Genomic DNA, 21,789 nt, shown 5'->3' with positions numbered 1-21,789 from the left:
CAACCTCCGCCGCATGTACCCACCCGCACCCGACGACTGGCGCGAGACCAACCGCGCACGCTGGGACGAGAGGGGCCCGATCCACGTCGCCGGCAGGTTCTACGACCTCGACGCCTCGGTACTCGATCAGGGCGGCGAAGGCCCGAGTCAGCGCAGCGCGCGCACCGACTCGTCCGCGCACAGCGACCAGATGACGAAGACGGAGATCGCGATCGAGACGATCGCCCAGATCGGGTAGTACGGCAGCCAGATGAAGTTGGCGATCACGGCGAGCGAGGCGAGTGCCACGCCGACCAGCTTGGCCCAGGACGCCCCCGCGAGGATGCCCGCGCCGACCAGTGCGAGGAGCAGTCCCAGCACCAGGTGGATCCAGCCCCACGCGGTGGTGCTGAACTCGAAGACGTAGTCGCCGATCCGCCCGTAGACGTCGTCCTCGGCGATGCCCGTGATGCCCTGCAGCATGCCGAGGACGCCGAGCACCAGCAGCAGGACGCCGGCGAGCATCGTTCCCACGGACGCCCAGCCGCTCTCGCCGGGCGGGGGCGCCGGAGCGGCCGGGGCGGTGTGGTGGGCGTACGCGTGGTGCTCCGTGCCATGGTGCTCGGTGCCGTGGTGCTGCCCGCCGCCGGTCGTTCCCCCGGTCGGGTCCGCAGGAGTGCTCATGGCCGTACCTCTCGTGCCGGATCCGGCTTCCAGTACGAGCCTGGGACGCCTCCGGGGCGGTCGGCGACCGGGGTGGGCCATTCGGCTGAGCGGCCGGCGGCCGCCGGCCCGCCCAGGGCGGCCCCGGGGCGAAACACTCCCTAGACGGCGACCACGCAGTTGTCGGAGCTGCGGGCGCCGAAGACGCTGACGACACCCGTCGTGCCGTCGCCGAAGAACCGGGAGAACAGACCCGCCGGGCGCCCGCCGAACAACAGCGGACCGAACACGGGTGCGATGTCCACGTCGTGCGGCTCGTCCGCGCCGTCGGCGATCATCGGCAGCCGGCAGGTGCGCGGCGCCACGAACTCCTGCACCACGCTCGTGCCCGTCGAGGCCGCCGCCGTCACCGCCGCCTCCCAGCGGGCCGGGTCCGTGTCACGGCCGATGACGACCTGCTTGCCGCTCATGCCGATGCTCTCCTTCAGCACCAGCGACTCCCGGTTGCCCACGGCGAACGGCACGAGGTCGACCTTCTTCCCGTCCCGGTGCGTCCAGCGGTCCGACACGACGCGCGTCCACGGGAGATAGGTGTCCACCAGCGCCCGCTCGGCCGCGCTCATCCACGGCCGGCCCTCCGACAGCAGGCCCATGGTCAGCTTGCTGGACAGGAAGGTGGAGGTCTGGGTGCCCACCAGCAGGCAGCCGTGGTCGAGCGCCGCCTGCACGGGGGTGGTGTCGATGCCGAGCTCGGCCCAGTCCGGGATGGTGAAGTCCCGAAGGCCCACGGGGTAGCGCAGGTGCGGCGGGCAGTCCCAGGCCTCGTGCAGGTCCTCCGGCTCGAAGAAGCGCGCGGTGAGCCCGCGGCCGGTGAGGTGCTCGGCCTGGATGTCGAAGTAGCGGGTGAACCCTCCCTGGTCGAGGGAGCTGCCCGCCAGGGCCACCCGGGGCTGCGTCCCCAGCTCCGCGCACAGGCCGTGGAACATCTCGGCACGGACGTCGAACGGGTCGCTGGAGGCGAACGGCACCCGCCCCTCCGCGTCGGCGTAGAGCTCGCGCCACACCTTCAGCCGGGAGTGCACCTCCACGGTGCCGCCGAGCGCCCCGCTGACGTTGAACTCCAGGAACCGCGGGCCGTTCGGCCCGATCACGATGTCCGGACGGGTCACGCAGTCCGCGTACCGCTCCTCGGCGAACCGGTCGGCCAGGAACAGCTGGTGCTCGTTCGCGGGCATCCGGTACGCCGCCAGCCTGCCCTCCGTGGTGGGTGCCGCCTCCAGCGCCGTGCGGCGCACCAGGTCGAGCAGCGCGGCCGTGACCCGGAACAGCTCGGCGTAGGAGGCACGCGGCAGCGTGATGGGCGCCGCAGGAAGCAGCTCCTGGTACGGCCAGCCGATGTCCCGCATCTCGTGGCACAGCATCCGGCGGATCTTCTCCGCGGGCGCGGCGGCCGGCGCCAGCCGGTACGTGCCGAACCACGGGTGGCCCGACGGGCCCTGCGCGGCGTCCTCCACGAGCGCGCCCATGCGCCTTCCCCCAACTCTCCGGTCCTCCCGGGACCCGCCCCGGCCTGGATAGCGTACGTTCTGACCACACCTCAACCGCCGTATCGCACAGGGGAGTACGACGCATGACACTGCGCCGCGTCCAGGACAACGAGTACGTCGAGGAGCACGGCGGGGACTACGAGGACTTCGAGCCCGGCATGGTGATCCGCCACTGGCCCGGCCGGACCATCAGCGAGACCGACAACACCTGGCTCACCCTGCTGACCATGAACCAGCACCCGCTGCACTTCGACACCCACTACGGGGAGGGCGCCGAGTACGGGCGGGTGCTGGTCAACAGCGGCATAACCCTCTGCCTGGTCGGCGGCATGACCGTGCAGGCGCTGTCCGCGCGGGCGGTGGCCAACCTCGGCTGGGACAAGGTCCGCCTGAAGGACCCGGTGTTCGTCGGGGACACGCTGTACGCGACGAGCCGGATCCTCGACAAGAGGCTGTCGAAGTCCCGCCCCGGGCAGGGGATCATCACGGTGGAGACGACCGGTACGAAGTCGACGGGGGAGCCCGTCATCGTCTTCGAGCGTTCCTTCATGGTCCGCTGCCGCGAGGCGGGCCATCAGCCCCCGGCGGCCCCCACGGCCTCGTAGAGCGCGGCCGCGGCGGCCGTGTCCTCGATGGCCATGCCGACGCCGCGGAACACCGAGGTGCGGCCGCCCGCCGCGGCGGCCCCACCGGCGACGAGGGTGCCCAGCTCGTGCAGCTCGTCCTCGCCGATCAGCCCGCCGGCCAGCGCCGCCCGCACCTCGCCCGCCTCCTCGACGGCCGCGGCGCGTTCCTCCACCACGACGAACGCGTCCGCCAGCAGGGCCGGGTCGACCTCCACGGCGTCCTCGTGAGTCCCGCCGATCACGTTGACGTGCGCCCCGGGGGCGACCCAGTCGGCCGCCACCAGGGGCGTGCGGCCGCCGGTCGAGGTCGTCGTGCAGACGACCTGGGCGTCGGCGACGGCGGCCTTCGCCGTGTCGCACACCCTGACCGCGACCGGCCCGCCCACGGAGTCGCTCACCCACCGGGCGAACTCCTCCGTGCGGGCGGGGGTCCGGGAGAACACCCGCACCGAGCGGATCGGACGCACGGCCGACACCGCCCGCACCAGCGCTCGCGCCTGCACCCCCGCGCCGATGACGGCCAGGTCCTCGGCGTCCTCGGGCGCGCACAGCCGGGTCGCGAGGCCCGCGACCGCGCCGGTGCGGACGGCGGTCAGCTCGGCACCGTCGAGCAGCGCCGTGATCCGGCCCGTCTCCAGGTCGGTCAGCACGACCACCCCGTGAATCAGCGGAAGGCCACGGCCCGCGTTGTCCTCGGTGAGCGTGGTGATCTTGACGCTGCCCACGCCGCGCCGCCGCCAGACCGCCGTACCGGCCAGCAGGTCCCGCCGCACGCCGGCCGTGCCGTGCTCGACCACCGTGCGGGACGGCGAGGCCGTGCGCCCCGCCGACAGGTCCTCGAACGCCTCGGCCAGGGCGTCGATCACCCGCACCAGCCGGTCCTGGCCCGCCATGCCGGCGGCGCCGATCGTCACCGGTCCGGTCATGCCGCCGTGCCCCTCTTCCGCGCGCTCAGCTCCGCCACCACATCGACGATCAGGTCCTCCTGGCCGGCGATGGCCTGACGCCTGCCGAGCTCGAAGAACACATCGCGCGGATCGACCCCGGCCCGTGCCGAACGGTCCAGCACCTGGTGCTTGAACCCGGAGAACACCCCGGCCAGGCCGCTGACGATGCTCAGCGAGCCGGTGACCGGCGGCGCCGGCATCAGCTCCCGCTCGGCGAACTCCGCGGCGTCCAGCAGCGCGTACAGGTCGATACCGGTCTCGAAGCCGGTCCGCTCCAGGACCGGCACCAGCACCTCCAGTTGCGTGTTGCCCGCGCCGGCGCCGAAGCCACGGGCGCAGCCGTCGATGATCCGGGCCCCCGCCTCGGCTGCCGCGACCGAGTTCGCGACGGCCATCCCGAGGTTGTTGTGCCCGTGGAAGATCACGGGGACCCCGGCGCCGACGGCCCCGGCGATCGCGCCGATCCGCTCGGTCACGTCCCGCGGCAGGAAGTGACCGGCCGAGTCCATGATCCCGACCGCCTGCGCCCCGTAGGACACGGCGTTCGCGGCGTGCTCGGCCAGTTCCGCGGGCGTCGCCATATGACTCATCATCAGCACGCAGTGCGCCTCGGCACCCGCCTCACGCAGCGCTTCGAGGTGCCGCTCGGCCAGTGACGTCTCGGTGCAGTGCACGCCGATGCGGATCACATCGGCGCCGTGCGCGACGGCCCTGCGCAGATCGCCCGAGGTGCCCCAGCCGGGCAGCATGAAGACGCCCAGCTTGCTGCCGCGCAGGGCCTCCCGCACGGTCGACAGCATCAGGTCGTCGCTGACGGCGGCACGGCCCACCTGGAGGGACGAGGCACCCAGGCCATTGCCGTGACCCACCTCCACCACCGGGACGCCGGCCGCGTCGGCCGCCTCCGCGTATCCGCGCAGTGCCTCCACACCGAGCTGGTGGCGCACGGCGTGCTGGCCGTCGCGCAGCGTCGGGTCGTGGATCACCACGGCGCTCATCCGCCCGCCTCCGTCCGGGCGGCGGCCGGGGCGAGCCGGGCCGCGTGCTGTTCGGCGACCAGGATGGCGGCCGAGTTGATGATGTCGAGGTTGCCCGCGTACGGGGGCAGCACATCGCTGTCCGCCATGACCTCCAGGGACACGACGATCCGGTCGCCGTTCACCGTGCAGGCCACCACGTCGTAGCCGGGCTGGAACGCCCGTACCCGCTCCGCCGCTTCGGCCACGACGGCGCGCACCCTCTCGGCGTCGGCGCCGGGCACGACCGCGTGGACGGCCGTCCGGAAGGTCGCGGGCGGCACGGCCGGGCTGATGTTGAGGATCGCCTTGGTGTCCCGCACGCCCGAGAAAGCCGAGAGGGCGTCCTGGGTCGTGGCGACGTACTCGTCGAGGTTGAGCCGGGTGGCCCGGCCCGCGATGGTGCTGGCCACCGTGGAGACGACCTCGATGTACTCCACCGGGAAGGCGCCGGCGAGCGCGTGCGCCACCGGGACGGAGGCCTGCCCGCCGCAGCTGATCAGGTTGACGTTGCGCACGGCCGGCGGCTGCGTCCCCGTCACGGTCGGCACCACCATCTGACCCACCTTGCTGGGGGTCATGTCGATGAGCAGCGTGCCCAGCGGCCGGAGCAGCCGCCAGTGCTCGGCGTGCGACATGGCGTTGGTGGCGTCGAACACCACGTCGAAGGGGCGCGGGGCCGCGAGAATCGCGTCGATCCCGCCCGCGGTGGTGGGGATCCCGAGGCCCGCGGCGTACGCGAGGCCCGCGGAGTCGGGGTTGCGTCCGGCGACCAGGCCGCACTCCAGCACGGGAGAGCGATGGATCTTGCCGACCAGGTCCTGGCTGATGGCGCCGGTCCCGATGACGGCGACGGTGACGGGCCAGGCGGCTCCCGCCTCCCCGGCGGTAGCCCCCTGGGCGACGGTCACGTCCTCAGCGACGGCCATGGCCGGCCTCCTCGCCGCCGGCGCTCCCCGCCGGCCGCCCGAACCGCTCGGTCCACGCGTCGCCGCGGGCCACCGTGGTGCGGGCCATCCGGGCGAACGGCGGGCCGACCATGCTGCCGTCGAGGACCGCGATCCCGCCGCCGGCCTCCCCCACGGCCTCGGTGACCCGCCGGGCGAACCGCAGGCCGTCCGGGTCGGGCCGCAGGGCCCCGTTGATCGCGTCCAGCTCGCTCGGGTGCACGGCCGCCTTGCCGTGGAAGCCCAGCTCGCGTATTCGGTCGATCTCCTCCGTCAACACCTCGGGCTCGGACAGCCGGAAGTTGGCGGTGTCGACGCAGGCCGTACCGTACCGGGCGCAGGCCATGGCCATCGCCTGGCGGGCCGAGAGCAGGCCGGCCCACGTGATCTCGACACCCAGGGTCGCGGCCAGATCGGCGGAGCCGAGGACCAGTCCGTCGGCGGCCGCCGCGATCGCGTCGATGCCGGCGACGGCCGCCGGGGTCTCCAGGGTCACGTAGATCTGCGGGTGCATCCCGGCCGATGCGAGGGTCGCGCGCATCAGCGTCACCTCGACCGCGGAGTCCACCATCGTCATCACGACGAAGCCGGGCCGGACGGCGCACTCGGTGAGCATCACGATGTCGTGCACCGCCTCGACGGTGCCCAGCTCGTTGACGCGCACGGCGACGTTCGCCGGCTCGGGCGCCTTCTCCAGCGCCGCCCGGCACACCTTGCGTGCCGCCGCCTTCTCCTGCGGCGGGACGGAGTCCTCCAGGTCGATCAGATGGACGTCCGCGTCGTACGACCAGGCCCCCACGACCCGGTCGAGGGAGAGCGCGGGGGTGTAGAGGATGCTGCGGGGGATCGCGCGGGCACTGCCCGTCATCGGTCCCCCTCTCCCGGCAGGGGGCCGGCGGTCTCCGCGCCGACCTCGGCCAGCACCTTGCACAGGCCGCGGATCTGCTCCTCGGTCTGCCCGGCGCGCATCATGACGCGGAGGCCCGCCGTACCGCGCGCGACGATCGGGAAGAACACCGGCGAGACGTAGAACCCGGCCTCGATCACCCGGCGGCCCGCCTCGATCACGGTCGAGTCGCTCATCGGCACGAGCCGGATCGGGAAGGTGCTGCCGGCCTGGTCGGTGTGGATCAGCGAGTCGAACAGCTCGATGTTGCCGTAGAGACGATTCTGCAGCGTGGTGAGCTCGGCGGTCCGGTGGATCTCCGCCGAGGCGAGGGACGCGCCGACCGAGGCGGTGTTCAGCAGCTGCGAGTAGTTCAGGGCGCCGCCGAAGCGCTCGATGATGCGCAGCGTCTCCTTGGACTGCCCGTCGAGCACGATCGCCGCGCCGCTGGTGCCGAACGCCTTGTTCAGGGTCACCACCGTGATGGTGCGCTCGTCCTGGACCGGGTTGTGCGTGCGGACGTAGCCCACGCCCCGCTCACCGTACGCGGACAGCGAGTGGGAGTCGTCGTAGTAGACCAGCAGGCCGTACTTCTCCTGCAGCTCGGCCAGTTCCTTGACCGGCGCGTATCCGCCCAGGCTGTCGCTGCCGTCGCAGACGTAGGCGACCTTGGCGTACTTCTTGCACATGTCCTCGATGTAGTCGAGGTCGTGGTGCCGGGACGTGACGACCTCGGTCTCGTCGGCGCAGACCGGCTTGACGTTGGCCATCGACACATGGGCGTTCTTGTCGAAGATCATCAGGGGCCGGGTGCCGTTGCCCAGGTGGCCCGAGGCGATCAGCGGCAGCAGCCCGAACGTCGCGGTGCTCGCGGCGATGGAGCAGACCACCTGGGCACCGAACAGCTCGCCGAGCGACGTCTCCAGCTCCTGCATGGCGGGTATCTGCACCCGGCTGCGGGCGATGCAGTGGTCGAGCACGCCGTAGCGCCGCATCGCGTCGATGCCACCCTCGATCACCCGGGGATGCGAGTCGAGGTCCAGGTAGGAGCAGCAGCTGAAGTTGATGAACTCATGGCCCGGCGCGATGAACTCATGCCCCTCGGTGGTGCGCAGGACGCCCGTCCCGGCGTCGAGGTCGGCCACGATGCCGGCCAGCCCGTTGCGCTCCGACATGTCCCAGAACTCGTTGCCGATGCCGATCAGCTTGTCGTTGTTGCGGTACCGGTGGGCCGGCGTGATGGTCTTGCGCTCGGTCATGAATTCGTCCCCGCCGGCTCGTAGTTGTAGACGCCCTTCAGCTTCCGGAACACCGCGGTGTAGATCGCCACGCCGAGCACGTACGGCCTGCGGAAGATCTTGGCGTCACGCAGCCAGAAGTTCATGTTGATGTTCATCTCGTCCAGCGACTCGGCCTGGTGCCACCAGCCGAGCGGCAGGTAGAGCATCTGGCCGGGTTCCAGGATCAGCTCCCGGCGCTGGGCCAGCTTGGAGGCCAGCTTCGGGTAGCGCGCCCAGTCCACGTCGTCGAAGTCGAAGACCTGGGACTTGTCACCGAACCCGTCCTTGAGGGAGCGGGGGTAGTACTCCCAGAAACCGGGGGGAGCCAGGACGAACCGCTTGCGGCCCTCCAGGCAGATGTTGAAGTTCTCCAGCTCGTCGAAGTGGCTCTGGGTGAACACCCCCTTGTGGCTGATCCACAGGTTGGCGGCGTTCATCGGGCCGCGGTAGTCGAAGAGCTTCCCGGCGTCGAAACCGAGGATCGCGTTGACGTCGGCCGGGCTGTTGCGGAAGTTCGAGACGATGCGGTTCCACGTGCCGGGATCCGTCATGTACTCGTCGTTCTCGAAGAACTCGCGGAGCCTGATCTCCCGGGTGGTCCACCGCTCCGCGTTCTGCTTGTTGCTCGGCTCGGTGAACAGGGTGACCATCATGTCCCCGAGACGCTCGGCCACACCGTCGCGGCCCAGCCCCTCGGTGCCCTTCGGCAGCGTGATGATCACCGGGACATCGGCCCGGATGAGGGCCTCCCGTCCGAAGGCCATGAACTCGTCGAACGAGATGCGGGGGACCGGTAGGCCCCCGAGACTGTCCCGCCCGGACACAGAATGCGCTGTATTCACAACTCTGTCCTCATCGTTCATTTTTTCACTGCTCTGCAACTGCCATCTCGGAAGCCGGCCGCGGAGCCGGCTCCCCCCTCCGCAGCGCCCGCTGCCCGGCGAGACTCAAGCCGAGGGCGACGATCCCGCCGCCGACGCCCGCCCATGCCGCGTGCGCGGAAGTGCCCAGGTCGGCCAGGTGCCCGCCGACGGCCGTACCCGACGCGATGCCGAGGGCACCGCAACTGTTGAGCCACGAGAACGCCTCGGAGAGCGCGCCCTTCGGAGCCACCGATTCCAGGAGTGTGCTGCCCGCGATCAGCGCCGGGGAGATCGCCACACCGGCGACCACGGCGAGGAGGCCCATCACGACGAACGAGTCCGCGAACGCCAGCGGAACCGCGCTCAGCGTCAGCACGAGCGTGGTGACGCAGAGCAGGCGGGCCTGCGGGATCCGCCAGTTCACCGCGCCGTAGGCCATGCCGGCGACCAGACTGCCCACCGCGATCAGCGCCAGCAGCACACCGCCGAGACCCGGCGCCGACCGCTCCTGGGCGAACGCGACCATCGAGACGTCCACCGCGCCGAACAGGAAACCCATACCGGCGTACGCGATCATCAGCACCCACACCCCGGGCACGCCGATCGCCCGTCGCGGTGTGTGGTCCGGCTTCGGCGCGTCGGCCGGCTCGGACCGGCGGTGCAGCGCCACGACGATCGACCCGGTCACGGTCAGCACCACACAGGCCACCAGGCCGCCTGCCGGGTGCACCGACGAGGTCAGCACGGTGACCAGCAGGGGCCCGACCAGGAAGATCGTGTCGTCGAGCATCGACTCCATGGCGTACGCGGTCCGCAGCGCCCCCTTGTCGACGAACGCCGCCCAGCGCGCCCGCATGAACCCGGTGAACGACACCGACGTGCACCCGGTGGCCGCCGCCGCCACGACCATCACCCACAGCGGGGCGTCGAGCGCGACCGACACCAGCAGCATCGTCATGCCCACCGCGTGCCCCAGACAGGTGGTGAGCAGAACCGTGCGCTGACTGCGCCGGTCGGCCAGCCGGCCGAGCACCGGCGCGGCGATCCCCTGCGAGACCAGCATCGCCGCGGCCACCGTGCCCGCGTCGCCCAGCGATCCGGTGGTCGCCGAGATCAGCAGCAGGCAGCCGATGGGCCGCATGGCGATCGGGAATCGGCCGACCATGCCCCAGAACGCCAGCGCCGCGGCGCCCGGTGTCCGCAGCAGCCGTAAATAGGATCCGAGCCCCGAATTCGACTCCGAAGCGCCCTCGGACACAATGCCCCCGTCAGTGCGGAATGGAAATCCTGAGAAAACCTGACGAACTTGGGCCGGAAAACCTGGTCCCCCGTCACACGCCAGGGAACAGAATGTTCCGCACTGACTGTGTCGATCCCCCCTGCCCCTGCCCCGTACAGCGGCGTCATCCTAGGGCCGCCCTCTACCCATGTCAATACCCTGAAACACCCTCAACACCCTTCTGACCAGGGCGATTTCACTTGACCCGAGCCTTGTCGAAGGACGCGGGCGGCACCCCTGCGGCGGCCTCGGCAACGGCAAAGTTTTCTTTGCCCGAAGTGATTCCGATGTTTACAGCAAGGCCCGATTCGCCTGGCCACAATTACCTGTACTGTCAGTGGCTGTGGCGGGCCGGGGTCGTTCATGCTCTCGTGCTGTTCCATCGGCCGTGCGTGAATAGAGACCGGTGTGCGCCGGCGGATCAGCATCCCGCGGTACGCGCACGGCCCGACGGCGCCGCGCGCCGCGCGGTTCCGGTCAACTTGAGGATCGCGGCCCCCACGGCCCGTCGCAGGGCGTTGTACTGCACAGGCGGCGCATCTCACAGGCTGAGACGCGCCCGGGCTCGGCCGCCCCTACGATGGCTGCCGGCCGCATGCGATCCAGAGGCGGTCGTGACCGATATTCAGGAGGCAGTCGTGTCCGAGCGGACGTCCGAGAGCCAGGAGTCCGGCCAGGCATCCCAGACCCCGGAGACCCCGGAGGCCGAGGAGAGCGAAGCCATAGAGCAGCGGAAGAACGGTCTGGAGCGCGGGGTGAGCGACGAGCTCGCCGAGAACATGAAGCAGGGCTGGGCCGACACCGAGCGGCACGACCTCCGGCCCATCCCGCAGGCCGCGCACACGGCCCGCCGCCGCGCCGAGCTCTCCGCCCGCTTCCCCGGCGAGCGCCTGGTGGTCCCCGCCGGCAACCTCAAGATCCGTGCCAACGACACGGACTACCGCTTCCGCGCCTCCTCCGACTACGTCTACCTGACCGGCGACCAGACCGAGGACGCCGTACTGGTCCTCGAACCCACGGCGGACGGCCACGAGGCCACCGCCTACCTGCTGCCCCGCTCCGACCGCGACAGCGGTGAGTTCTGGCTCTCCGGCCGCGGCGAACTGTGGGACGGCCGCCGCAACAGCCTGACCGAGAACGAGAAGCTCCTCGGCCTGCCCTGCAAGGACGTCCGCACCCTGGCCGACGCGCTCAAGGAGGCCACCGGACCGGTCCGGCTGCTGCGCGGCCACGACGCCACCATCGAGTCCGCCCTGACCGACAAGGTCACCGCCGAGCGCGACGAGGAATTCCGCGTCTTCCTCTCCGAGATGCGCCGCGTCAAGGACGACTTCGAGATCGCCGACCTGCGTTTCGCCTGCGAGGCCACCGCCCGCGGCTTCGAGGACGTCGTCCGCTCCCTCGACAAGGCGGAGGCCACCTCGGAGCGGTACATCGAGGGCACGTTCTTCCTGCGCGCCCGTGTCGAGGGCAATGACGTCGGCTACGCCACGATCGCCGCCGCCGGCCCGCACGCCACCACCATCCACTGGGTGCGCAACGACGGCCCCGTCCGCCCCGGCGAGCTGCTGCTGCTCGACGCCGGTGTGGAGACCCGCAACCTCTACACGGCGGACGTCACCCGCACCGTGCCGATCAACGGCACCTTCACCCCGCTCCAGCGCAAGATCTACGACGCCGTGTACGACGCCCAGTCGGCCGGTATCGAGGCCGTCAAGCCGGGCGCGGACTACCGCGACTTCCACCGCGCCGCGCAGGCCGTCCTCGCCGAACGCCTGGTCTCCTGGGGCCTGTTCGGTGACATGGACGTGGACAAGGTCCTCGAGCTCGGCCTCCAGCGCCGCTGGACCATGCACGGCACCGGCCACATGCTCGGCCTCGACGTCCACGACTGCGCCGCGGCCCGCACCGAGATGTACGTCGAGGGCCTCCTGGAGCCGGGCATGGTCCTCACCGTCGAGCCGGGGCTGTACTTCCAGGAGGACGACCTGACCGTGCCGGAGGAGTACCGCGGCATCGGCGTCCGGATCGAGGACGACATCCTCGTCACCGAGGACGGCAACGAGATCATCTCGTCCGCCCTGCCCCGCCAGGCGGACGAGGTCGAGGCCTGGATGGCCCGCCTCCGCGGCTGAAGATCCTCTCCGGGCCGGCCTCCTGCGGGCCGGCCTGCGGCCTTCACCGGGCCGGTCCCTTCCGGGCCGGCCTGTGGCCTTGTCCGGGCCGGTCCCTTCCGGGCCGGTCTGTGGCCTTGTCCGGGCCGGAAGCCCGGGACAGCGGCTCGGCCCGCCCCCGGAGGTACCGGGTGCGGGCCGAGGGGGTCTGCTTGCAGTGATCGCCCAGCACCCGCGGCGGTCAACCGCGGGCGTCATACGGCGTGGCATCACCGTGATGGCTGGCGGCCTGCGCGGCGAGGGCCGCGGGCACCGTCGTAGCGTCAGCCGGCCCGCTGAGGGGTCTGCTTGATGTCGTCGACAACGGTCCGGTGCATGATGGCGCTGGTGTGCAATACCGTGCCGGGCTTGATCACGACGCCCTGCTCGCTGGACTCCTTCACCTGGACGACGCGCTTGCCCAGGAAGACGTGGGTCCTGCTGTCGAAGATCCACTCCTCACGCTGACCGCTGCTCTCGTCCAGCCGGGCCACCGCCACACCCGGCCGGCCCACCGCGTCCGCGGCGTCCTGCACGACGACGACACCGGGAATCTTCGCGGCGGCCTTGAACAGGGCCGAGGACAGCTCCGCGGGCGGATAGCTCTCACCGAGGAGATCCCCGATCGTGGTGAACGCCTGCTGATCGGCGGAGCGGCCCTTCCCCTCGCCCTCCTCGTAGATCCTCGCGAGCAGTTGGCCGGGGTCCGTGGTCAGCCCGGCCAGCAGGTCGTACGAGGGGGCGTTCAGGGTGGCCACCGGCGTGTTGCCCTGCTCGTCGGGAAGGCTCAGGGTCTCCCCCTCGGGGCTGTCGTTGACGGCGGGGTCGACGAGCCAGCCCTTGGTGCCGTCGGGGGACTGCCAGATCTGGCGGGTGTGCAGCTCATGGCTGGCCAGGGTGCTCTTGCCCCGGTCGGTCCTCACGAAGGTGTCGGCCATCTTGGACTCGATGTAGACGTACTGGCCGGGCTTGACCGCCGGACGGGGCTTCCGGGCCGCCTCCAGCGAGAGCCGGTCGAGCAGCTGCGGCGCTCCCTTGGCGGACGCGACGCCCACCGTGGTGGTCAGGGCGGGGCCCGTGGCGAGGCCGCCGTTGCTCTCGGCGCCGGGCATCACCATCAGGGCGACGACCGTACCGGCCAGGACGGCAGCCATGGCGGGCAGGGCGATCGCCGGGCGCGGCAGCCGGAAACGCCGTGCCTTCGCGGTGGCTGCGGTCTGCGTGTGCTGTTCCTGCTGCTGTTCCTGCTGGATGTGGGCCATCAGACGCTCCTTGTGGAACTGGTGACGGCCCGCCGGCAGGTCACGTGCCGTCCGGGCCAGCAGCTCCCGGCCGTCTTCCCGTTCGGCCGGACTCTGCCGGGACGTGCTCGCGTTCATCGGTTTCCTCCCTGCGCGGGCCGGACCACGTTTACGTGATCACCTCTTGTCTGTCGGGCGGAGCGGCTGCCTTCCCGTTTTCCTGGCACGGACTTCCGCGTCCTGCCGGCAGCCGCAACCGCCGGCTCGTCCTCCGCGAGCGCGCGCAGCTTCTTGCGTGCCCGGGACAGGCGCGAGCCGACGGTGCCGACCGCGATCCCGAGGGCTTCCGCCGCGGCCTCGTAGTCCAGGCCCTCCCCGAGGCAGAGCGCCACCACCTCACGCTCCGTCCTGCGCAACGAGGCGAGAGCGGTCAGGGCCTTCGCGAGGCGGCGCCGGTCGTCGACCCGTTCCACCACCTCTTCGGCGTGGTCCGGCACCGAAAGCTCGGCCGCCGCCGCAGCGTTCGCCGCCGCCCGGTAGCGCCGGTTGCTCCGGTACTGGTTGCGGGCGGTGTTGGTGGCGATGCCCAGCAGCCAGGGCCGCAGGGAGCCGCCCTCGGGGTCGACCCGGTCGCGCAGCCGCCACGCCTCCATGAACGTCGCGGCCATCACGTCCTCCGCCGTCGACCAGTCGGCGGTGAGCCGGAAGGCATGGTTGTAGACCGCGCGGGCGCAGCTGTCGAACAGCTCCGCGAACGCGCTGGGATCCCCGGCCCGAACCCGGGTACGCATTTGAGTGCTCACGTCCATGAGCTGTCCGGCACCGCCTGCCGGCTTCCCGTGACCTGCGCCACAGCGCACCTTCCCGACCTTCCCGCCGGCCGGTGGCCCCGTATCGGGCCGCCATGGCCGCGCCCGGGACGTCCATGAGCGTCATCGGTCATCCGCGCCGCTTGCTCTCCATGTGCCCCCCATTTGGCCCCCATTCGACCTCCCTGGTTACGGCACCGTGGAAGTCCGACGCGGGCAAGATCCCATGCGACCGGTTCGCGTTATGAGCTCCACGAGTGTGGGCGGTCCTTTCTGACCGCTGTTTCCCCGAATGGCTCCGGAACGGTTCTTCCTCAGGGGCACAAGGTCGTCAGGTTGTGGAGCCACACCTCTCAGACGGGCGCGAGCGGTGAGTACGCGGATCAGATCTACGTGCCTGACATCGAGACAACCGTTGCCCTGGCGGCCGGGCAGGTCTTCCACGTGACCCTTCTCGGTACCGCTGTCGTCGTCGACTCCGGCCAGAAGGCCATCGGGTACTCGTTCGCCCACGCCAACAACCGCTTGTGGGCTCCGTTTTTCACGGTGACACTCTGAACGAGCGCCATTCCCGGCCCGGCTGTCGAGTTGCCCTTCGGTTCAGCGTCGGGGTGGAACCACGAGCTTTTCCACGAAGTGCGAGACGGTCTTTGCCCGGTGTCAGGTAAGGGCCGTATACCTCTTCCAGTACGAGGTGATGAGTTTGGGCGTCGTGAGCCCGCCGGTGTTGTTGGCGTTGTAGAGGTACGCCGCGCCGGTTGACGTACGGGCGATGACGTCCTGCCGCCCGTCGTCGTCGAAGTCGCCCGAAGCGACGATGGCGTTGAAGGACTTCCACCCTGCGCCGATCTTCGTACGCGGGAGGAAACCACCCTTCCCGTTACCCCGGTACAGCCATACGTCACCGTTGGCGTCCCTGGCGAGCAGGTCGGGGCGGGCGTCCCCGGACACGTCGCTGCGGCCCGCCAGGGCGTTGAACCCGCCCCAGCCGGCGCCGATCTTCACCCGTGTGCCGAAGCCGCCGGATCCGTTGCCGGGGTGCATCCACAGGTCGCCGTTGCCGTCACGGGCCACCACGTCGGGGCGGCCGTCGCCGGACATGTCCCGCATGGCCAGGATGCGGTTGTAGCGGCCCCAGCCGGTGCCGAGGCCGACCGGGCTGCCGGTGCCGGACGTGGTCGTCACCGGCAGCCGGTACAAGGTGCCGTTGGAGGTGCGGGCGAGCAGGTCGGCACGCCGGTCCCCGTTGAGGTCACCGGCCTGGAGGACCAGGTTGGTTCCGTTCGGGGGAAGGAACCAGCCGTTGCTGTCGACGGGGTCCTTGGCGTACGGCCGGGCTTCCAGCACGTCGACCACCCCGACGGGCTCCAGCCCGAGGATGGAGCCGGGCTGGCGCCAGTCGAAGAAACCGACGTCCCGGGTCCACTCCTCGACGACCGCCCGGTACGTGGGAACGGCCGTGTAGAGCCGCATTCCGGCGCGGACACAGGAAGTCGGGCCGGTCGCGGAGACCGCCACCAGCTTTCCGCCCGCGACCAAGGCGCCGCCGGAGTCGCCCGCGCACTGCTCCTTGGGGTCCGGCGTGGGCGTACCGGGCACCGCCGACGTGCAGATGATGCCCGGCGGCAGGCTGCTGCCGAGGCCGAGCGCTGCAGCGCAGTCGGCGCTGCGGCGCACCACGACCTGCTCGCTGTGCCGTACCCGCTGCCCGTCGATGCCGCCTGATCCGGACCAGGAGTGGAACGTTGCGGGGGCCCCGGCCGTGTAGAGAGCGGTGTCTCCCGGGCCGGCGAGCACCGGCGTGCCGGCCGCCGAGTAGGGGCTCGGGCCCTGCTGGACGCCGATGGCTGCCTGGCGGTTGCCGGCGTTGAACTGCGGATGGGTGCGGTAGGACGGATTGCCTGCGCCACTGTGACGCTGCCCGGTGGAGAGCGAGTACGACCACACCACGTCTGCGTCGGACCGTCCGGTGAAGCAATCCGGCGGGACCAGCGTCCTCTGCGGGGAGAGGGAGATGCCCGTGCAGGACCGCAGGGTGCCGCTCGGAGACGCGTAGAGCAGCGGAACGACCCAGGACGGCACGGGGGGAGTCGCGGCGGCGGCGGGCTGCGCCGTGCCCACCAGTCCGCCCAGCAGTGCACCCGCGAGCGCCGTACCGGTCCCCGCACGGGCCGCCCAGGAAGTGCGGGCGAACCGTCGCTGGTTCGAGAAGTGTGGTCGGCGCATGCCAAGTCGTGCCAAGAGAAACAGCCCCCCAAGGACCGCGTGGGATCGTGGGACGGCGCCCGCCCCCCAGCTTCGACCGTCCCCGCACAAGTGCGCGGATCCTAGCAGCGAGCCCCCGTGCCGACCGCCACCACCTTCCGCCGGTGGCTGGGCGATTGCCCCTCGCCGGGCGATCTTGCCCCAGATTCCTCCCAGCACGGCCCCCCCACACGAAACAGGTCAGGCACCTACTGGCTTCAGTAGGTGCCTGACCTGGTACTTCTCTGTCGGGGTGGCGGGATTTGAACCCACGACCTCTTCGTCCCGAACGAAGCGCGCTGCCAAGCTGCGCTACACCCCGATGTCGCCGTTGTCCCGGCGACGTCGTTTACTTTAGCCCACTCCCGCCCGGAGACGAAATCCGGTTTTCCGGGCCCGCCCGGTGCTGTCCGCCTGGCGTTGTCCGCCTGGCGTTGTCCGCCGGGCGGGGACGCGGGTGGGCGCCCGTCGCGGAGTGGCCGCCCCGGGGGCTGCTCCGCGAGGCCGGTGTCGCGGCGGCCCCCGGGGGTGGGAGGCTCAGTCCCGGGGGGTCAGCGTGAGCAGCGTCGCCTCCGGGGGGCAGGCGAAGCGGATCGGGGTGTAGCGGTTGGTGCCGCAGCCCGCGGAGACGTGCAGGTACGAGGTGTGGCCGCCCGTGTGGTGGGTGGAGAGGCCCTTGACCCGGTCCGTGTCGAGGTCGCAGTTGGTGACCAGGGCGCCGTAGAAGGGGATGCACAGCTGGCCGCCGTGGGTGTGGCCGGCCAGGATCAGGGGGTAGCCGTCGGCGGTGAAGGCGTCGAGGGAGCGCAGGTAGGGGGCGTGGACGACGCCCACCGAGAGGTCGGCGTCCCGTTCCGGGCCGCCCGCGACCCGCTGGTAGCGGTCCCGCTTGATGTGGGGGTCGTCCAGGCCGGTGAAGGCCAGCTCCAGGCCGTCGAGCTTGAGGCGGCCGCGCCGGTTCGACAGGTCGACCCAGCCCGCCGTGTCGAAGGCGTCGCGGATCTCTTCCCACGGGTTGTGGACGACCCCGACGGCCGGGGCGTTGCCGTTCAGCCCGTGGCGTCCCTGGGCCTTCTCGATCAGGTACCGGGCGGGGTTGCGGAGCTTCGGGCCGTAGTAGTCGTTGGACCCGAAGACGTACACCCCCGGGTATGCGAGGAGGGGGCCGAGCGCGTCCAGGAGCTCGGGGACGCCGTCGGGGTCGGAGAGGTTGTCGCCGGTGTTGACCACGAAGTCCGGGCGCAGCGCCGCGAGCCGCTGCAGCCAGGCGCGCTTCTTGTGCTGTCCCGCGACCATGTGGATGTCGGAGACCTGGAGCACCCGCAGCGGGCGCACCCCTCGGGGCAGTACGGGAACCGTGACCCGGCGGAGCCGGAAGGATCGGACTTCGAACCCGGCGGCATACGCCACGCCGGCCGCGCCGACCGCTGCGATTCCTGCCGTGATCTTCAGGGGGACTCCGTATCGCGCACGCATGGGGCCATCGTCGCAGACGAACGGGGGTGCGGAAATGCGCGGGCGGGCCGACCGCGGCACCTGCCACACTGGGCGCATGACCACGCTCAAGTCCAAGCTGCAGGATGACCTCAACGCCGCGATCAAGGAGCGCGACGAGCTGCGCTCCTCGACGCTCCGGCTGACCCTCGCCGCGATCACGAAGGAGGAGGTCGCCGGTAAGGAGAAGCGCGAGCTCTCCGACGACGAGGTGCAGAAGGTGATCGCCAAGGAGGCGAAGAAGCGCCGTGAGGCGGCTGACGCCTTCGCCCAGGGCGGTCGCGCCGAGCAGGCCGAGCGGGAGAAGGCGGAAGGTGTCGTCCTGGACGCCTACCTGCCGAAGCAGCTGGGTGACGACGAGCTCCGGGAGATCGTGGCGCAGGCGGTGGAGGAGGCCAGGGCCGCCGGGGCCGAGGGGCCGCGTGCGATGGGCGCCGTCATGAAGATCGTGAACCCGAAGGTCGCGGGCCGCGCCGAGGGCGGCCGGGTCGCCGCCGCGGTCAAGCAGCTCCTCGCCGGCTGACCGGCGCGGCACAGGACGTAAAGGGGGCGCCCCGCCGGTCCGGCGGGGCGCCCCCTCTTCTGCTTACCGGCTACCTTCCGGTGCCGCCGGTGCTCCCCTGGCCGCGCTGGTTGCCGCCGCCGATCAGGTCCGGCGGGAAGGAGATGTCCGGCCACGGGTCGTCGTCGCCGTCGTCACCGGGCTTGCTGGGCTTCCCCGGCTTTCCGGGCGTGGGCTTCGGCTTGTCGTCGCCCGTCGGGACGTCCGGGATGGCGACCTCCACGAACGACGGTGCGTCCTCGCCCTCCAGGGCGCCGGTCATGGCGTCCTTCCAGATCGGGCCGGGGACCTGACCACCGAACACCTTCTCGTGGTACTGGCCGCCGATGGTGATGTACTGCATCTCGACGTCCTGGCTGGCGCTGCCGACCCAGACCGCGCCGGAGAGGTTCGGTGTGTAGCCCACGAACCAGGCGTTCTTGCGGCTGTCGGTCGTACCGGTCTTGCCCGCGTTGTCCCGGGACGACAGACCGGCCGCGCGACCCGTACCGGAATCGATCACATCACGCAGCAGGTTGTTGATCGTGTCGGCGGTCCGCTCGGACATCGCCTTGGAGCACCTGGTCCGCGGTACCGGCAGGTTCTTGCCGTCCGCCGTGGTGATGGACTCGATCGCGGTCGGCGTGCAGAACACGCCGCGGTTGGCGAAGGCCGCGTACGCGGTGGCCATGTTCAGCGGCGAGACGCCCTTGGAGCCGAGCGAGATCGCCGGCACCTCGGGCAGCTTCTGGTCGTTGCCCTGTACGACGTTCAGCTTGCTGGTCATCTCCACGACCGGGCACATGCCGATCTCGCCGATCATCTGTACGAAGTACGTGTTGACCGACTTGGCCATCGCTTCCCTGAGCGCGTACGGCCCGACCTCGGACTCGTTCTCGTTCTCCACGGTGTCGCCCTGGTTGACCCACGGCTTACCGCTGCACGTCGACACGGAGGACGGGTACGGCATCTGGTAGGGCGACGGGTAGACCTGGGTCGGCGGCTTGCCCTGCTCCAGGGCCGCGGCCGCGACGAACGGCTTGAACGTCGAACCGGTCGGGAAGCCGAAGTTCGAGCCGCCCATCTTCTTGTTGACCGAGTAGTTGATCTGGGTCTCGTTCTTGCCGAAGCCGTACGGCTTGGACTGGCCCATCGCCACGATCTTGCCGGTGCCGGGCTGGACCATGGTCACGGCGGTGGCGACCTTGTCGGTCTGGTAGACGTGATCCTTTATCGACTGCTGCGCCGACTTCTGTGCCTTCGGGTCCAGCGTGGTCCGGATGGTCAGACCGCCACGGTTCCAGATCTTGCTCCGCTCCTCGCGGTCCTTTCCGAAGACCGGGTCGGAGAGGAAGACCTCGCGCACGTAGTCGCAGAAGAAACCGGCGCCGTCGACGGCGGTGATGCAGCCGTTCTTCGGCTTGCTGACCTTCAGCTTGATGGGCGCGGCCTTGGCGCGGTCGGCCTCCGCCTGGCTGATGTCGCCGACGGTGGCCATGCGCTGGAGGACGACGTTGCGGCGCTTGGTCGCCTCCTGGACGTCGTTGACCGGGTCGTACCGGCTCGGCGACTGCACGATGCCGGCCAGCATCGCCGCCTCCTCGAGCGTCAGCTGCTTGGCGGGCTTGGAGAAGTACCGCTTGGAGGCGGCCTCGATGCCGTACGCCTGCTGTCCGAAGAAGGTGATGTTGAGGTAGTTCTCGAGGATCTTCTTCTTCCCGAGCTCCTCCTCGACCTGGATCGCGTACTTCAGCTCCTGGATCTTGCGGCCGAGGGTCTGCTGGGTGGCCTGGGCGACCTTGTCGGGGTCGTCGCCGGCCTCCTCCACGAAGACGTTCTTCACGTACTGCTGGGTCAGCGTCGACGCGCCCTGGGCGACACCGCCCGACTGGGCGTTGCGGTTCAGTGCCCGCAGCACGCCCTTGAGGTCGATGGCCCCGTGCTCGTAGAAGCGCGAGTCCTCGATCGCGACGATCGCCTTCTGCATGTACGGGGAGATGTCCTTGAGCTCCACCACCGTGCGGTCGCGGGAGTAGACCGTGGCGATCTGGCCGCCCTGCGAGTCCAGGATGGTCGTGCGCTGGCTCAGCGGGGGCCGCTTGAGATTGGCCGGAATCTCGTCGAATCCCTGGACCGTGCCCTTCGCCGCGAGCCCCAGTGCTCCGGCGGCGGGCAGGGCGATGCCCGCGAGTACGGCTCCGGAGAGCACGCTGACACCGAGGAACTTGGCGGCCTGCTGGATCCCGGTCAGACCACCGCCCGAGCGCTTCTTTGGCATGGAGGCAGCCTACGTTCTCATTCGCCGGACACGCGTATATGCCTTGGCCTAAGCTGGTCACAACTGTCACAGCAGTTGCGGTCCCACAGCAAGACCCCTCCCCGCATCGCTAGTCCTCCCTAGTCCTCGGCATGTCTTCCCACGTTTCCCGAGTCGCGTGAAGCCATGTCCGTTTCCATAGCGTGTGTCAGTCATTGACCGCTGCGAATTGACCTCAGTGCTGAAGAAATGAGCGAAATGCCCGCTATGCCTTTCGCTCACTCCCCTGGGTGATCTGCCGCGTACGCATAGTCCGTTCGGGCCATTCAAGATTGGGCCCGAAGGGGGTGTTGCGCTGTGCCCACCTTCCGTAACGTCCTCAACTGGCAGCGGTGAATATGCCGCTGCCGCCGTGGGGGAGCCTCGATTCGGGAGAGGACGGCGCCGGTATGGGCTGGGTAGCTGACTGGAGTGCGCAGGCGGCCTGCCGCACTACCGATCCGGATGAACTGTTCGTACAAGGAGCGGCGCAGAACAGGGCCAAGGCGGTGTGCACCGGGTGCCCGGTGCGGACCGAGTGCCTGGCCGACGCGCTGGACAATCGCGTCGAGTTCGGCGTGTGGGGCGGCATGACGGAGCGTGAGCGGCGTGCGCTGCTGCGCCGTCGGCCCACCGTCACCTCATGGCGCCGCCTGCTGGAGACCGCGCGTACGGAGTACGAGCGGAGCGCGGGCATCCTGCCCGTCGCGCTGGACGACGACGAGACCTACGAGACGTACGCGGCAGTGGGTTAGGAGACCACGCTCCCCGCCCCTCCGGGTACGGCCGCCAGGGCCTTGGGAAGTCAGGGCCTTGAGCCGCTGCTCGAACACCGCGCCGATGTCGCACGCGCGAGCGCATCGTCGCCGCACCGGTACGTCGTGCCATGCCGGCGCACGACCTGCCACACGCTTGGCCGTGAGGCCGTGAGGCCGTGAGGCCGTGAGGCCGTGACGTCGTGACGTCGTGAGGCCGTGT

Annotated in this window: 19 protein-coding genes, 1 tRNA gene and 1 pseudogene; 6 read left to right on the top strand and 15 right to left on the bottom strand. The window is 70.5% G+C overall.

All coding sequences use genetic code 11. From position 1 onward, the window contains the following. Positions 1 to 13: 13 nt before the first annotated feature. Positions 14 to 115 (top strand): annotated as a pseudogene (locus ACY34K_RS18910) (SAM-dependent methyltransferase); the annotation flags it as partial. 32 nt (positions 116 to 147) lie between these two features. Here the strand turns inward: ACY34K_RS18910 and ACY34K_RS18905 are convergent. After that, entirely contained in the window at positions 148 to 504 is a 357-nt protein-coding gene (locus tag ACY34K_RS18905; RefSeq protein ID WP_462748589.1) for a DUF7144 family membrane protein, read from the bottom strand. 299 nt (positions 505 to 803) lie between these two features. Further along, positions 804 to 2,168 carry a hypothetical protein gene (locus ACY34K_RS18900; RefSeq protein WP_462748513.1) on the bottom strand — a complete coding sequence of 455 codons (1,365 nt, stop codon included), beginning with the start codon at positions 2,166 to 2,168 and terminating at the stop codon, positions 804 to 806. Positions 2,169 to 2,272: 104 nt separating this feature from the next. Here ACY34K_RS18900 and ACY34K_RS18895 point away from each other — a divergent pair, with 104 nt between their 5' ends. After that, positions 2,273 to 2,794 carry a MaoC family dehydratase gene (locus ACY34K_RS18895; RefSeq protein ID WP_462748511.1) on the top strand — a complete coding sequence of 174 codons (522 nt, stop codon included), beginning with the start codon at positions 2,273 to 2,275 and terminating at the stop codon, positions 2,792 to 2,794. On the opposite strand, the gene ACY34K_RS18890 is transcribed toward ACY34K_RS18895, so the two are convergent. Genes ACY34K_RS18890 through ACY34K_RS18860 form a run of 7 tightly spaced genes read right to left on the bottom strand, consistent with a single transcriptional unit; the run spans position 2,764 to position 10,012 of the window. After that, entirely contained in the window at positions 2,764 to 3,741 is a 978-nt protein-coding gene (locus ACY34K_RS18890; RefSeq protein WP_462748508.1) for an ornithine cyclodeaminase family protein, read from the bottom strand. The two genes, ACY34K_RS18895 and ACY34K_RS18890, sit on opposite strands and share 31 nt — an antisense overlap. Continuing rightward, positions 3,738 to 4,760 (bottom strand): 4-hydroxy-2-oxovalerate aldolase, encoded by a 1,023-nt coding sequence (dmpG, locus tag ACY34K_RS18885; RefSeq protein ID WP_462748506.1) that lies wholly within the window; start codon positions 4,758 to 4,760, stop codon positions 3,738 to 3,740. Before dmpG ends, ACY34K_RS18890 begins: the two co-directional genes overlap by 4 nt. Further along, the gene (locus ACY34K_RS18880) at positions 4,757 to 5,707 is read right to left on the bottom strand and encodes an acetaldehyde dehydrogenase (acetylating) (RefSeq protein ID WP_462748505.1); all 951 of its coding nucleotides are present in this window, start codon (positions 5,705 to 5,707) and stop codon (positions 4,757 to 4,759) included. The genes dmpG and ACY34K_RS18880 overlap by 4 nt, the downstream gene beginning before the upstream one ends. Further along, positions 5,694 to 6,593 carry an HpcH/HpaI aldolase/citrate lyase family protein gene (locus ACY34K_RS18875; protein ID WP_462748504.1) on the bottom strand — a complete coding sequence of 300 codons (900 nt, stop codon included), beginning with the start codon at positions 6,591 to 6,593 and terminating at the stop codon, positions 5,694 to 5,696. Before ACY34K_RS18875 ends, ACY34K_RS18880 begins: the two co-directional genes overlap by 14 nt. Further along, positions 6,590 to 7,870, bottom strand: a complete 1,281-nt coding sequence (locus tag ACY34K_RS18870; protein WP_462748502.1) for an 8-amino-7-oxononanoate synthase family protein — start codon at positions 7,868 to 7,870, stop codon at positions 6,590 to 6,592. Before ACY34K_RS18870 ends, ACY34K_RS18875 begins: the two co-directional genes overlap by 4 nt. Then, positions 7,867 to 8,754 carry a cupin-like domain-containing protein gene (locus ACY34K_RS18865; RefSeq protein ID WP_462748500.1) on the bottom strand — a complete coding sequence of 296 codons (888 nt, stop codon included), beginning with the start codon at positions 8,752 to 8,754 and terminating at the stop codon, positions 7,867 to 7,869. Before ACY34K_RS18865 ends, ACY34K_RS18870 begins: the two co-directional genes overlap by 4 nt. Positions 8,755 to 8,758: 4 nt before the next feature. Then, entirely contained in the window at positions 8,759 to 10,012 is a 1,254-nt protein-coding gene (locus ACY34K_RS18860) for an MFS transporter (RefSeq protein WP_462748498.1), read from the bottom strand. Positions 10,013 to 10,671: 659 nt separating this feature from the next. On the opposite strand from ACY34K_RS18860, the gene ACY34K_RS18855 reads away from it, so the two are divergent. After that, a complete protein-coding gene (locus tag ACY34K_RS18855; protein WP_462748496.1) occupies positions 10,672 to 12,168 on the top strand; it encodes an aminopeptidase P family protein in 1,497 nt (498 codons plus the stop codon). Positions 12,169 to 12,470: 302 nt separating this feature from the next. On the opposite strand, the gene ACY34K_RS18850 is transcribed toward ACY34K_RS18855, so the two are convergent. Together ACY34K_RS18850 and ACY34K_RS18845 are read right to left on the bottom strand one after the other, a co-directional pair. Further along, entirely contained in the window at positions 12,471 to 13,565 is a 1,095-nt protein-coding gene (locus ACY34K_RS18850) for a CU044_5270 family protein (RefSeq protein WP_462748494.1), read from the bottom strand. Continuing rightward, positions 13,562 to 14,218: an RNA polymerase sigma factor gene (locus ACY34K_RS18845; protein ID WP_462748492.1), complete on the bottom strand. Its 657-nt coding sequence runs from the start codon at positions 14,216 to 14,218 to the stop codon at positions 13,562 to 13,564. The genes ACY34K_RS18850 and ACY34K_RS18845 overlap by 4 nt, the downstream gene beginning before the upstream one ends. Positions 14,219 to 14,629: 411 nt before the next feature. Between ACY34K_RS18845 and ACY34K_RS18840 the strand changes: the two genes are divergently transcribed. After that, positions 14,630 to 14,794: a hypothetical protein gene (locus ACY34K_RS18840; RefSeq protein WP_462748490.1), complete on the top strand. Its 165-nt coding sequence runs from the start codon at positions 14,630 to 14,632 to the stop codon at positions 14,792 to 14,794. A 102-nt stretch (positions 14,795 to 14,896) separates the two neighbouring features. Here ACY34K_RS18840 and ACY34K_RS18835 read toward each other — a convergent pair whose 3' ends face one another. From ACY34K_RS18835 to ACY34K_RS18825, 3 genes are all read right to left on the bottom strand, one after another. Further along, positions 14,897 to 16,462, bottom strand: coding sequence for an FG-GAP repeat domain-containing protein (locus ACY34K_RS18835; RefSeq protein WP_462748488.1), 1,566 nt, complete (start codon positions 16,460 to 16,462; stop codon positions 14,897 to 14,899). 266 nt (positions 16,463 to 16,728) lie between these two features. Further along, positions 16,729 to 16,802, bottom strand: a tRNA-Pro gene (locus ACY34K_RS18830). 215 nt (positions 16,803 to 17,017) lie between these two features. Next, positions 17,018 to 17,956 (bottom strand): metallophosphoesterase, encoded by a 939-nt coding sequence (locus ACY34K_RS18825; RefSeq protein ID WP_462748485.1) that lies wholly within the window; start codon positions 17,954 to 17,956, stop codon positions 17,018 to 17,020. A gap of 76 nt (positions 17,957 to 18,032) precedes the next feature. Here ACY34K_RS18825 and ACY34K_RS18820 point away from each other — a divergent pair, with 76 nt between their 5' ends. Beyond that, positions 18,033 to 18,497: a GatB/YqeY domain-containing protein gene (locus tag ACY34K_RS18820; protein WP_462748482.1), complete on the top strand. Its 465-nt coding sequence runs from the start codon at positions 18,033 to 18,035 to the stop codon at positions 18,495 to 18,497. A gap of 70 nt (positions 18,498 to 18,567) precedes the next feature. Here the strand turns inward: ACY34K_RS18820 and ACY34K_RS18815 are convergent, their stop codons facing one another. Next, entirely contained in the window at positions 18,568 to 20,793 is a 2,226-nt protein-coding gene (locus ACY34K_RS18815; RefSeq protein ID WP_462748480.1) for a transglycosylase domain-containing protein, read from the bottom strand. 428 nt (positions 20,794 to 21,221) lie between these two features. Between ACY34K_RS18815 and ACY34K_RS18810 the strand changes: the two genes are divergently transcribed. After that, positions 21,222 to 21,566: a WhiB family transcriptional regulator gene (locus ACY34K_RS18810; RefSeq protein WP_058940833.1), complete on the top strand. Its 345-nt coding sequence runs from the start codon at positions 21,222 to 21,224 to the stop codon at positions 21,564 to 21,566. Positions 21,567 to 21,789 lie beyond the last annotated feature (223 nt).

This window comes from Streptomyces sp. STAM6 (assembly GCF_054963715.1).
This window is presented reverse-complemented; position numbering and strand designations above follow the sequence as displayed.